13 protein-coding genes, 1 tRNA gene and 1 pseudogene are annotated in these 12,487 nt (G+C 52.6%); 6 read left to right on the plus strand and 9 right to left on the minus strand.

The annotated features are described in order from the left end of the window. Positions 1-84 precede the first annotated feature (84 nt). From NM96_09760 to NM96_09775, 4 genes are all read left to right on the plus strand, one after another. Entirely contained in the window at positions 85-495 is a 411-nt protein-coding gene (locus NM96_09760) for a DedA family protein (GenBank protein ID AVR79573.1), read from the plus strand. 104 nt (positions 496-599) lie between these two features. Further along, positions 600-1,793 carry an aromatic amino acid aminotransferase gene (locus NM96_09765; protein ID AVR79574.1) on the plus strand — a complete coding sequence of 398 codons (1,194 nt, stop codon included), beginning with the start codon at positions 600-602 and terminating at the stop codon, positions 1,791-1,793. Positions 1,794-1,924: 131 nt separating this feature from the next. Beyond that, positions 1,925-2,717 (plus strand): IS5 family transposase gene (locus tag NM96_09770; protein ID AVR79575.1). Its coding sequence is split into 2 segments (ribosomal slippage): positions 1,925-2,190 and positions 2,189-2,717, totalling 795 coding nucleotides; the frame shifts between segments, so codons are not numbered across the junction. A gap of 23 nt (positions 2,718-2,740) precedes the next feature. Then, entirely contained in the window at positions 2,741-3,544 is an 804-nt protein-coding gene (locus NM96_09775; protein ID AVR79576.1) for a glycosyltransferase family 2 protein, read from the plus strand. 151 nt (positions 3,545-3,695) lie between these two features. Here the strand turns inward: NM96_09775 and NM96_09780 are convergent. The 5 genes and pseudogenes from NM96_09780 to NM96_09800 all read right to left on the minus strand — a co-directional run bounded on the left by NM96_09780 (position 3,696) and on the right by NM96_09800 (position 7,152). Continuing rightward, positions 3,696-4,488 (minus strand): IS5 family transposase gene (locus NM96_09780; protein AVR79577.1). Its coding sequence is split into 2 segments (ribosomal slippage): positions 3,696-4,224 and positions 4,223-4,488, totalling 795 coding nucleotides; the frame shifts between segments, so codons are not numbered across the junction. Then, the gene (locus NM96_09785; protein AVR79578.1) at positions 4,485-5,468 is read right to left on the minus strand and encodes an IS30 family transposase; all 984 of its coding nucleotides are present in this window, start codon (positions 5,466-5,468) and stop codon (positions 4,485-4,487) included. The genes NM96_09780 and NM96_09785 overlap by 4 nt, the downstream gene beginning before the upstream one ends. A gap of 118 nt (positions 5,469-5,586) precedes the next feature. Continuing rightward, positions 5,587-5,694 (minus strand): annotated as a pseudogene (locus NM96_09790) (IS5/IS1182 family transposase). Between the two features lie 132 nt (positions 5,695-5,826). After that, positions 5,827-5,902 (minus strand) — tRNA-Lys (locus NM96_09795). 170 nt (positions 5,903-6,072) lie between these two features. Beyond that, a complete protein-coding gene (locus tag NM96_09800; GenBank protein ID AVR79579.1) occupies positions 6,073-7,152 on the minus strand; it encodes an iron-sulfur cluster carrier protein ApbC in 1,080 nt (359 codons plus the stop codon). A gap of 179 nt (positions 7,153-7,331) precedes the next feature. Here NM96_09800 and NM96_09805 point away from each other — a divergent pair, with 179 nt between their 5' ends. Together NM96_09805 and NM96_09810 are read left to right on the plus strand one after the other, a co-directional pair. Next, positions 7,332-8,375: a tRNA preQ1(34) S-adenosylmethionine ribosyltransferase-isomerase QueA gene (locus tag NM96_09805; GenBank protein ID AVR79580.1), complete on the plus strand. Its 1,044-nt coding sequence runs from the start codon at positions 7,332-7,334 to the stop codon at positions 8,373-8,375. Positions 8,376-8,690: 315 nt separating this feature from the next. Next, positions 8,691-9,486, plus strand: a protein-coding gene (locus NM96_09810; protein ID AVR79581.1) for an IS5/IS1182 family transposase whose coding sequence is annotated in 2 segments (ribosomal slippage) — positions 8,691-9,056 and positions 9,058-9,486 — 795 coding nt in all. Because the reading frame shifts where the segments join, the coding sequence is not laid out codon by codon here. Here NM96_09810 and NM96_09815 read toward each other — a convergent pair. From NM96_09815 to NM96_09830, 4 genes are all read right to left on the minus strand, one after another. After that, a complete protein-coding gene (locus NM96_09815) occupies positions 9,442-9,672 on the minus strand; it encodes a hypothetical protein (protein ID AVR80317.1) in 231 nt (76 codons plus the stop codon). The two genes, NM96_09810 and NM96_09815, sit on opposite strands and share 45 nt — an antisense overlap. Positions 9,673-9,935: 263 nt before the next feature. Then, on the minus strand, positions 9,936-10,901 hold the full coding sequence (locus NM96_09820; protein ID AVR79582.1) for an IS30 family transposase: 966 nt from the start codon (positions 10,899-10,901) through the stop codon (positions 9,936-9,938). A 131-nt stretch (positions 10,902-11,032) separates the two neighbouring features. Next, positions 11,033-11,791, minus strand: coding sequence for an iron ABC transporter ATP-binding protein (locus tag NM96_09825; GenBank protein ID AVR80318.1), 759 nt, complete (start codon positions 11,789-11,791; stop codon positions 11,033-11,035). A gap of 71 nt (positions 11,792-11,862) precedes the next feature. Beyond that, entirely contained in the window at positions 11,863-12,486 is a 624-nt protein-coding gene (locus tag NM96_09830; GenBank protein AVR79583.1) for a hypothetical protein, read from the minus strand. Between the last annotated feature and the right edge of the window lies 1 nt (position 12,487).

Consider the following 12,487-nt stretch of genomic DNA (forward strand, 5'->3'; position numbering starts at 1 on the left):
GTCTGAATTTTACAATTAACCTAACCGCAAACGACTTAAAATCTTATTTCAGACGACCTTTGACCTGACGCAAACTTATCCGCCATGCCCCTCATTTACGCCTATCTCGGACTTGCCGCCTCCGCCTTTACCTCTGCCACCATCCTGCCCGGCACATCCGAAGCCGCCTTCGCCGCGTTTATCTATAACTATCCCGAACAGGCATACGGCGCGTGGTTGTGTGCCGGACTGGCAAACGGCTTGGGCAGCATGGTTTCCTATTGGATGGGGCGGCTGATTCCGTCCAAGAAAAGGTCGTCTGAAAAGACCCTGCGCCTGCTCCGACGCTGGGGTACCCTGCCCCTTTTGTTTGCCTGGCTGCCCGTCATCGGCGACGCGCTGCCCATTGCCGCAGGCTGGCTCAGGCTCAACCCCTACACCTCCGCACTCATGCTCCTGACCGGAAAAATCCTGCGCTACGGCATCATCCTCGCCGGTATCAAAGGCATGATGTAAACCATTTGCGCAAAACCTGCCGCATTCATTTTCAGACGACCTGAAACAGCGTAAAATCCCAAAGGAAATATCCCGTCCCTTCATTTTTTGCAAAGCGAGAAACCATGTTCTTCAAGCACATCGAAGCCGCCCCCGCAGACCCCATCTTAGGCTTGGGCGAAGCATTCAAAGCCGAAACCCGTCCCGAAAAAGTCAACCTCGGCATCGGCGTTTATAAAGACGCATCCGGCGCGACCCCCATCGTCAAAGCCGTCAAAGAAGCCGAAAAACGCCTGCTCGAGAGCGAAACCACCAAAAACTACCTCACCATCGACGGCGTTGCCGACTACAACGAGCAAACCCAAATCCTTCTTTTCGGCGCAGACCACGAAATCGTCGCCAGCCGCCGCGCCAAAACCGCCCAAAGCCTCGGCGGCACAGGCGCATTGCGTATTGCCGCCGAGTTCGCCAAACGCCAGTTGAACGCACAAACCGTCTGGATTTCCAACCCCACATGGCCCAACCACAACGCCATCTTCAAAGCCGTCGGCATCCAAGACAAGCCATACCGCTACTACGACGCCGCCAAACACGGCCTAGACTGGGACGGCATGATTGAAGACCTCGGCCAAGCGCAAAAAGGCGACGTCGTCCTGTTGCACGGCTGCTGCCACAACCCCACCGGCATCGACCCCACGCCCGAACAATGGGAAACCCTCGCCAAACTCTCCGCCGAAAAAGGCTGGCTGCCCCTGTTTGACTTCGCCTACCAAGGCTTCGGCAACGGTCTCGAAGAAGACGCATACGGCTTGCGCACTTTCTTGAAATACAACAAAGAATTGCTCATCGCCAGCTCCTATTCCAAAAACTTCGGCATGTATAACGAACGCGTCGGCGCATTCACCTTAGTCGCAGAAGACGAAGCGACCGCCGCCCGCGCCCACAGCCAAGTCAAAACCATCATCCGCACCCTCTACTCCAACCCCGCCTCCCACGGCGCGAATACCATTGCCCTCGTGTTGAAAGACGCGGATTTGAAAGCACAATGGATTGGCGAACTCGACGAAATGCGCGGCCGCATCAAAGCCATGCGTCAAAAATTCGTCGAACTGCTCAAAGCCAAAGGCGCAAATCAAGACTTCGATTTCATCATCGAACAAAACGGCATGTTCTCCTTCAGCGGCCTCACGCCCGAACAAGTCGACCGCCTGAAAAACGAGTTCGCCATCTACGCCGTGCGCTCCGGCCGCATCAACGTCGCCGGCATTACCGATGACAACATCGACTACCTGTGCGAAAGCATCGTAAAAGTGTTGTAATCCGCATCAGGCAATACCAAAAGGTCGTCTGAAAACCTAAATACCGTTTTCAGACGACCTTTCCCCACCTTTTGACACAACAACCCCTTAGAACGTGTTCATTGTCTCAGCCTCTGCTGTAAACTATCGGCATGAACAGAAAAACCTACCCAAGCGATATCAGTCGCGAGCAATTTGCGCCTCTCCTTCCCCTGCTGGAAAGTGCCCGTAAACGCACAGCGCCACGCCAGGTGGACTTGTACGATGTCTTTTGTGCCATTCTCTACCTGCAACGCACTGGCTGCTCCTGGCGCGCTTTGCCGGGCGACTTCCCCAAATGGCGCACCGTGCATTCCTACTTCCAGAGATGGACCGAACCACGCGAGAGTGGCATCAGCATCCTTGAGGAAGCATTAAAAAAATCAGGTAGTTGCGGAGCGTCGCAAGCAGGGGCGCCATGAAGCAACTACTTTCCTGATTATTGATGCGCAGAGTGTGAAGAACACGGATACCGCCATGAAAAAAGGCTACGATGCGGGCAAGAAGGTTAGCGGTATCAAGCGACATATAGCGGTTGACACGCAAGGTTTGCCGCATGCCCTTGCGGTAACGACGGCGGATGTTACGGATAGAAAAAGCTGCCTGGTGGCATTGGAACGTGGGCGGGATAATCTTGGTGCGATACAAAAAATCCTTGCTGACGGTGGTTACACGGGTAAGGCATTTGCTTCGTCGGTACAGGAGTTGATTGGTGCGGAGGTAGAGATTGCCAAACGAAACGAATTGCACCGTTTTGCAGTATTGCCGAAGCGATGGGTAGTAGAGCGCAGCTTTTCCTGGTTGGAAAAGAACAGGTGGCTTTGGAAAAACTGCGAGCGTAAGTTGAGTACCAGTCTGCAAATGGTAGCTTTGGCTTTCTTGGGAGTCCTGCTACGAAGACTATGAACACACTCTTAAAGCATCACATTATGAGACCCACACTAGACGTCATCATCCCCTGCTACAACTCCGCCGCCACCCTTCAAGCGGCTGTCGAAAGCGCCGTTTCCCAACCCGCCGTCGAAAACGTCTGGCTGATTGACGACGCCTCCATCGACGACACGCGCCTTATCATGAGCGACCTTGCCGCCATCCATCCCAAAGTCCGTTGCGAATACATGCTCGAAAACGGCGGCGCCGCCAAAGCCCGCAACTGGGGCGCCATGCAAAGCCAAACCGACTTTATCGCCTTTCTCGACGCCGACGACGTCTATGAAAACAACGTCCTCAATGCCGCCTACCTCGGCCTGGAAGCCTACTCCTACCTCAGCCTGGTCCGCCTCAAATTGCGTCCCGTCGGCTTTCCCGAACACTACCTCAACCACCCGCAATTCCCCACCGCATGGGAAAGGCTGCAAATGACCGGCGGCGGCAACACCGTATTCCGCCGCAGCATCTTTCTCGCCTGCGGCGGCTTTCCGCAAGACGAACTCTTCCGAATCTTCGGCGGCGAAGATGCCGCACTCAGCATCGCCCTGACCCGCAACAGCGTCGTCGGCTACCTCTTTGAAGAACGCGACCCCGCCGTCAGACACAACTACCGCCCCGGCATCCACGCCGAGCGTCTGCTCGATGCCGAACTTTTCGGCAAAACCGTCCCCGGACTGACCATAGACCACCAAAACGAAGCCGAAGCCGTCACCCGCCGCATCAGCCGCCGCCTGCAAGAAGTCAAAGCACACTCGACCTTCGAAGAAGCCGGCACCATGCCGCTCTACCCCGAGTACGAATAAGCGGGCATAAACGCCAAACCCCGCCCGAACGCTTGCATTACATTGCTTGAAGCAAAAAGGTCGTCTGAAATCTTGTTTTCAGACGACCTTGAATTCGGATTTCAAGTGCAACACTAGGGTACCAGTGGTTGGAACAGATTTAAGAGCGTGTTCATAGTCTTCGTAGCAGGACTCCCAAGAAAGCCAAAGCTACCATTTGCAGACTGGTACTCAACTTACGCTCGCAGTTTTTCCAAAGCCACCTGTTCTTTTCCAACCAGGAAAAGCTGCGCTCTACTACCCATCGCTTCGGCAATACTGCAAAACGGTGCAATTCGTTTCGTTTGGCAATCTCTACCTCCGCACCAATCAACTCCTGTACCGACGAAGCAAATGCCTTACCCGTGTAACCACCGTCAGCAAGGATTTTTTGTATCGCACCAAGATTATCCCGCCCACGTTCCAATGCCACCAGGCAGCTTTTTCTATCCGTAACATCCGCCGTCGTTACCGCAAGGGCATGCGGCAAACCTTGCGTGTCAACCGCTATATGTCGCTTGATACCGCTAACCTTCTTGCCCGCATCGTAGCCTTTTTTCATGGCGGTATCCGTGTTCTTCACACTCTGCGCATCAATAATCAGGAAAGTAGTTGCTTCATGGCGCCCCTGCTTGCGACGCTCCGCAACTACCTGATTTTTTTAATGCTTCCTCAAGGATGCTGATGCCACTCTCGCGTGGTTCGGTCCATCTCTGGAAGTAGGAATGCACGGTGCGCCATTTGGGGAAGTCGCCCGGCAAAGCGCGCCAGGAGCAGCCAGTGCGTTGCAGGTAGAGAATGGCACAAAAGACATCGTACAAGTCCACCTGGCGTGGCGCTGTGCGTTTACGGGCACTTTCCAGCAGGGGAAGGAGAGGCGCAAATTGCTCGCGACTGATATCGCTTGGGTAGGTTTTTCTGTTCATGCCGATAGTTTACAGTAGAGGCTGAGACAATGAACACGTTCTAAGAATAAAACACTTGGCGTTTCGTAGCCAAGTGTTTTTCTTGGCCGGTGGTTCAACTCATCTTGAACCCTGCGTATCTCCCGATCGCTGATATTTCGGAAATCGGTTTGTTTGGGGAAATATTGCCGGATGAGTCCATTGGTGTTCTCATTCAGCCCTTTCTCCCAAGAATGGTAAGGGCGGCAAAAATAGGTTTCCGCCTTTAATGCTTTGGCTATTTTGGTGTGTTGGTAGAACTCTTTGCCGTTATCCATGGTGATGGTGTGGACTCTGGCTTTATGTGCCTTTAATACCCTAATGGCCGCCCGGGCAGTGTCTTCGGCTTTTAAGTTCTTTAATTTGCAGATGATGGTGTAGCGGGTAACGCGTTCGACCAAGGTCAATAACGCGCTTTTCTGATTTTTGCCGACGATGGTGTCGGCCTCCCAATCGCCGATGCGGGTTTTCTGGTCGACGATAGCAGGTCGGTTTTCTATGCCGACGCGGTCGGGCACTTTGCCTCTGGTCCATGTGCTGCCGTAGCGTTTGCGGTAGGGTTTGCTGCATATTCTGAGATGTTGCCACAAAGTGCCGCCGTTGCTTTTGTCTTGGCGAAGGTAGCGGTAAACGGTGCTGTGATGGAGTGTGATCCCGTGGTGTTTATGCAGGTAGGCGCATACTTGTTCGGGACTGAGTTTGCGGCGGATAAGGGTGTCGATGTGTTGAATCAGCTGCGAATCGAGCTTATAGGGTTTTCGCCGGTGCTGTTTGGTCAGCCGGCTTTGCTTCTGTGCTTTTTCGGCGCTGTATTGCTGTCCTTGGATGCAGTGTCGCTTGATTTCTCGGCTGATGGTGCTTTTGTGGCGGTTAAGTTGTTTGGCGATTTCGGCGATGGTGCAGTGGCGGGACAGGTATTGGATATGGTATCGTTCGTCTTGGGTCAGTTGTGTGTAGCTCATGGCAATCTTTCTTGCAGGAAAGGCCGTATGCTACCGCATACTGGCCTTTTTCTGTTATGGAAAGTTGCACTTCAAATGCGAATCCGCCGACCTTTATTCATATAGTGGATTAACTTTAAATCAGGACAAGGCGACGAAGCCGCAGACAGTACAGATAGTACGGAACCGATTCACTTGGTGCTTCAGCACCTTGGAGAATCGTTCTCTTTGAGCTAAGGCGAGGCAACGCCGTACTGGTTTAAAGTTAATACACTATAACAAACAAACCCGTATCAAAACCGTAACGGGTAGGCTGTAACAATCTCAAAACATACCGGCAAATAAAAAAGCCCGGACATTTGTCCAGGCTTTTTAAATTTGGTGGGTCGTGAGCGATTCGAACGCTCGACCAACGGATTAAAAGTCCGCTGCTCTACCGACTGAGCTAACGACCCGATAAGCTGTGAATTATAGAAGGCGAGACTTTTCGTGTCAAGCAATTTTCTCAAAACAACAAGATTAAATCTTTAAATATTTGATTTTCCGATTATTCGCTTTTGCATAATCTTCAGCACCACAAGGTCGTCTGAAACCGTTCGAAAGGCTTTCAGACAACCTCTGCCCGTTATTCCACTACAATTTTTGGGAAACGGCTGCTGAAATCTTTGCCTTTGTCTGCAATCGTCAGTGCGATTTGGAAGGCTGCGTCTGTGTAGATTTTGGCAATGGCGGGATGTTCGTCAAACAACTGTTTCGCCGTGCCGCCATCCATTGCTTCACGCACGGGCAGGCTTAACGGGAGTTGTCCGAGCAGCGGGACATTCAGACGGCCTGCCAAGTTTTTGCCGCCTTCAGAACCGAAAATAGCTTCGGCATGACCGCAGTTGGAGCAGATATGTACCGACATGTTTTCCAGTACGCCAAAAATCGGAATATTGACTTTGTGGAACATATCGACTGCTTTGCGCGCGTCAATCAGGGCAATGTCTTGCGGCGTGGTAACGACGACCGAACCGGTTACGGGGATTTTCTGCGACAGGGTGAGCTGGATGTCGCCAGTACCCGGCGGCAGGTCGATGAAGAGGTAGTCCACTTCGTCCCACTCGCTTTGGAACATCAACTGCTGCAAGGCCTGGCTTACCATCGGGCCGCGCCAAACTACGGCTTGATCGGTATCGACCAGAAAGCCGATAGACATCACTTGGATGCCGCTGTCGGCTTCGACGGGAACCAGTTTTTTGTTTTGTTGGTCGGGTTTGCGGTCTTGCACACCCAACATGGTCGGCTGGCTGGGGCCGTAGAGGTCGGCATCCAGTACGCCCACTCGCGCGCCCATACGTGCCATGGCGGTGGCAAGATTGGCGGTGGTGGTGGATTTGCCGACACCGCCTTTGCCGGATGCAACGGCAATGATGTTTTTGACGCCTTTGATGGTGGCGACGCCGGGCTGTACTTTGTGTGTTGTAATTTCAGTGTCAATGCTGAGGTGGATATGCGCATCGCCCGTGATGCCGATGACGGCTTCTTGCAGGCTGTTGGCGATGTCGGCGGCGATATGCCCGACGGGGAATCCGAATTTCAGTCCGATATGGAGGCCGTCGGAACGTTCTTCCAACAGTTTGACGGCTTTTTCACTGCCGAGCGTGCGTTCGGTGCCGGGGATTTTTACTGCTTCGATTGCAGCGGAAATGGCGGGGATATTCATGTTGTTCTCTCTGATGCGGTGGCGTTTGAAACAGAACGAATGATACCGTATTGCCTTGTTCGGACGCAAAATATTGCGGGCTTGGCGTTTCAGACGACCTTTCGCATGAAACGCCAAGCCCGCGGGGAAATGCGTATAATGACCGCCTGACAAAATTTGTAAGCATCAAAATTAAGATTATGGACATTTCCGATTTCGATTTCACCCTGCCCGACCGATTAATTGCCCAGCATCCGCCCGAAGTGCGCGGCAGCAGCCGTCTTTTGGTCGCGCTGCCCGATATGCCGCTGCAAGACCGCGTGTTCGGCGATTTGCCTGATTATATTGAGGCGGGCGACGTTTTGGTGTTCAACAACACCAAAGTCATGAAAGCGCGGCTGTTCGGGCAAAAAGAGAGCGGCGGAAAAATCGAGGCATTGATAGAGCGCGTTTTGGACAACCACACCGCGCTGGCGCACATCCGTTCGTCCAAATCGCCCAAACCCGGCACGAAGCTGATTTTTGAAGGCGATATTTGTGCCGTCATGGTTGAGCGTGCGGACGAACTGTTCTGCCTGCGCTTTGAAGGCGAACAAACCGTTTACGAACTTCTGGAGCAAAACGGCCATCTGCCGCTGCCGCCCTATATCGAACGCGCAGCCGGCGCGGATGACGACAAACGTTATCAAACCGTCTACGCCAAACATCAGGGCGCGGTCGCGGCGCCGACGGCGGGTTTGCATTTTACGGACGAGCTTTTAGGTCGTCTGAAAGCCAAAGGCGTGGAAACGGCGGAAGTCACCCTGCACGTCGGTGCGGGAACGTTCCAGCCCGTGCGCGTGGACAAAATCGAAGAACACAAAATGCACAGCGAATGGTTTGACGTACCGCCCGAAACCGTCGCCGCCATCGAAGCCGCCCATGCGCACGGAAACAAGGTTTGGGCAGTCGGCACCACTTCCATGCGCGCCCTCGAATCCGCCGCGCGCGAGACAGGTCGTCTGAAAGCGGGACAGGGCGACACCGATATTTTCATCACGCCGGGCTACCGCTTCCGCGTCATCGACCGCCTGATTACCAATTTCCACCTGCCCAAATCCACGCTTCTGATGCTCGTCAGCGCGTTTTCGGGCATGGAACACATCCGTTCGGTATACCGCCATGCGGTCGAACATGAATACCGGTTTTTCAGCTACGGGGACGCGATGGTTTTGGGGCGGAGAGAAACGGACATCGAGGATTAAAAGATACTGCTCCTCCTGCCGCCCTTCCCGCCCTGGAAATTTGCTTTTGAATCCGGCAACGGTTTTTAAACGCTTATTTCGTAAAATTTCCTATGGATTCCCGCCCGCGCGGGAATAACGGCAGGAACCTTATTATTTCGGTTCGCCATCAGTCTCCCGATTCAATATGAAAACGGCTTTAATTCATGAAGTCGAACTTCAATTATTTGCATCTTCCTTTTCTTGATTGGTTTTCCTGAAAATTCGTCTAACAAAAACATAGGGAAGAAATATTAGACCTCTTGCGAAAGTATCCTGAAGATTTACAATTCCCAAATGAAATACGAAAACCTAATCCAAAGAAGCGACAGGGAATTCAAACGGCTCACAGGTGTAACGCCCGTCCTTTTTCATGAAATGCTGCAAGTCACCACAGAAGCAGAAAGCCGGAAGGTCAAGTCGGGCAGGCCGCATACGCTCGGTTTGGCAGACCAACTGCTGCTTACCCTAAGTTATCTGCGCCATTATCATACCCAACTCGAATTGGCCGCTATCTACGGTCTTTCTGAAAGTAATGTCTGCCGCACCATCCGTAAAACTGAGGACGCTCTCATTCGTTGCAAACGCTTTTCCCTGCCAAAACACAAGAATCCGGGCGATCAAACGGTCATCATTGACGTTACCGAAAGCCCGATTGAACGTCCCAAAAAAACAGCGGCAGTATTACAGCGGCAAGAAAAAGCGACACACGGTTAAAATCCAAGTCATATACGGCAGAGAAACTGAAAAAATCATCAGCATCCAGACGGGGATGGGTGCTCAGCATGACATGCGTTTAGCCAAGAAGCACCTTGCAGAGCTTTATCCCTACAAAATAGTCATTGCGGATAGGGGTTATCAAGGATTGGCTAAAACCGGATTACAGACCCCGAAAAAGAAATCTAAACATCATCCGCTGAACAAACAGGATAAAGAGGCGAACAGGTGGTTAGGCAAACTCAGAACCGTCATCGAGCACATCAACAGAAAAATTAAGATATTCAAAATCTTGTCGCTACCTTACCGCAACAGGCGGAAACGGTTCGGGTTAAGGGCAAATCTGATTGCAGGACTGGTTAATGCGATGGGATGAATATTTTCGCAAGAGGTCTATTGAAAGAAAATTCAAAGTCCCCTGAATAAAATTCAAATTCCAACTGTATTTATTGATATAGCCGAGAAGGAACATATCGGATAAAAAATATAGAAATTGATAACAAGCTATGACCAATATGACGAAAAATATAAACTGCTTCCAGTTTTTCATAGAATACCTCACACCATTTCCAAAAGTTCCGACGCTGCCAACGATACATCCATACCCTTGCTGCTTCATGCTTTTCCTGATTGAAGCCCGTCGGTAGGTTTTTCAATAACAAATATTCATTATTGCCGATGCATTCTAAAGCTTTTTCAGACTCATCCGTACTTATTCCCCATCAAATATCCTTTACATTCAGCCGCAGCTTGATGTCGTCTGAAAACGGGGTTACGTTGGGGTTGATGATGGAAGGTCCTTGGATTCGGATTTCAAGTGCAACACTAGTGTATCAGTGGTTTGAACAGATTCAAGAATAAAACACTTGGCGTTTCGTAGCCAAGTGTTTTTCTTGACCGGTGGTTCAACTCATCTTGAACCCTGCGTATCTCCCGATTACTGATATTTCGGAAATCGGTCTGTTTGGGGAAATATTGTCGGATGAGTCCGTTGGTGTTCTCATTCAGCCCTTTCTCCCAAGAATGGTAGGGGCGGCAAAAATAGGTTTTCGCTGCTAATGCTTTGGCTATTTTGGTGTGCTGGTAGAACTCTTTGCCGTTGTCCATGGTGATGGTGTGCACTCTGGCTTTATGTGCCTTTAATACCCTAATGGCTGCTAGGGTAGTGTCTTCGGCTTTTAAGTTCTTCAATTTGCAGATGATGGTGTAGCGGGTAACGCGTTCGACCAAGGTCAGTAATGCGCTTTTCTGTCCTTTGCCGACGATGGTGTCGGCTTCCCAATCGCCGATGCGTTTTTTTTGGTCGACGATGGCGGGTCGGTTCTCTATGCCGACGCGGTCGGGCACTTTGCCTCTGGTCCATGTGCTGCCGTAGCGTTTTCGGTAGGGTTTGCTGCATATTCTGAGGTGTTGCCACAAAGTGCCGCCGTTGTTTTTGTCTTGGCGAAGGTGGCGGTAAACGGTGCTGTGATGGAGTGTGATACCGTGGTGTTTGCGCAGGTAGGCGCATACCTGTTCGGGACTGAGTTTGCGGCGGATAAGGGTGTCGATGTGTTGAACCAGCTGCGAATCGAGCTTATAGGGTTTTCGCCGGTGCTGTTTGGTCAGCCGGCTTTGCTTCTGTGCTTTTTCGGCGCTGTATTGCTGTCCTTGGATGCAGTGCCGCTTGATTTCTCGGCTGATGGTGCTTTTGTGGCGGTTAAGTTGTTTGGCGATTTCGGCGATGGTGCAGTGGCGGGACAGGTATTGGATATGGTATCGTTCGTCTTGGGTCAGTTGTGTGTAGCTCATGGCAATCTTTCTTGCAGGAAAGGCCGTATGCTACCGCATACTGGCCTTTTTCTGTTATGGAAAGTTGCACTTCAAATGCGAATCCGCCGTCGTCTGAAAACTTTTCAGACGACCTTTTCCACATCCGCATCTCAAACGTGATGGATAACCAGCTTCTTGCCCTGATAGTCCAATACGTCCACATCCATATCAAACAAATCTTTAATATTTTCAGCGGTAAAGATGTCGTTCGGCGCGCCAGTCATGGCGACTTGTCCGTTTTTCATGGCGACGACGTGGTCGGCGTAGGCGGCGGCTTGGTTGATGTCGTGCAGGACGACGACGGTGGTGCGCTTGTGTTCGCGGGTCAGTCGTTGGAGCAGCTGCATGAGGGCGCGGGCGTGGTACATATCGAGGTTGTTGAGCGGTTCGTCCAAGAGGACGTAATCGGTGCTTTGGCAGAAGACCATGGCAATCATGGCGCGTTGGCGTTGTCCGCCGGAGAGTTCGGTCAGGTAGCGGTTGGCGAAGCTGTCCAGTTTGAACTCGGAAAGTGCGTTTTCGACGATGGCGAGGTCTTCGGGGGTCGGTCTGCCTTGATGGTAGGGATAACGCCCGAACATGAGCAGGTCGCGCACGGTAATGCGGCTCATGACGCTGTTTTCTTGGGTCAGGATGGAGAGCGTTTTTGCCAGCTCGGCGGTGGGCGTGGTCGAAACATCTTTGCCGGCGTAGCTGATGCTGCCCTGTTCCAGCGGGCGGAGGCGCGCCATGAAGGAGAGGAGCGTGGATTTACCTGCGCCGTTTGGACCGATGAGCGCGGTGATGCCGCCTTCGGGGATGTCGAGGCTGACGTTGTTGAGGATGGGGTTGCCGCCGATGTGGAAGCTGACGTTGCGGATGGTAATCATGATGAGTGTGATGTGTGGATTTGTTTTCAGACGACCTCCGAACATGAGAGGTCGTCTGAAAAGGATGGGCTTCAGATTTCGCGAACGATGACGAATTGGGGATTGTCTGCCAAATCAATCAAGAAGGCTTTGACACGCGCCTGCCAGAGTTCGCCGAAACGTTTGAGTTCTTCTGCGGTGGCGGTGCCGCTGACGGCTTTGGGCATGATGTCGCGCATTTCGGGGGCGAAGGGCTGCATGGCGGCGTTGAGGCTGACGGTGACGGTTTTGCCGTTGTCTTTACGGCGCAGGGTCAGCGTGCCTTCGATGTCGGCATCGAAACTCAACAGGTTGCGGCGGGCGAAGCGTCCTTGCGGGCCGACGCCGCCGAAGCCGGTTTCGGGAGCGGCGCCGGTTAAGAGTTGGACGACGGATGCGGTAACGCCGACCGTGCCTTCGTCGCGCGCGCCTTGCATGGCGGCTTCGATTCCGCCGCGCTGCGGCAGATCGCTGCCGTAAAGTGCTTTCAGGCCTTTAAGCGTCATGAGGTACGCGCCTGCAACGGTGGGGCAGGAGTGTCCGCACAGGCGGACGGCATCGGCGTAGCGATACTGCATGATGCCCTCCTCTGCCGCGCCGAGAAATTCGGCGAGCGCGTCTTGGACGGTCAGCGTCGGGGCTTGCTCGAAAAATACGGGAAAGTGTTCTTGAGTCATA

This window comes from Neisseria mucosa (genome assembly GCA_003028315.1).
GTDB lineage: Bacteria > Pseudomonadota > Gammaproteobacteria > Burkholderiales > Neisseriaceae > Neisseria > Neisseria mucosa.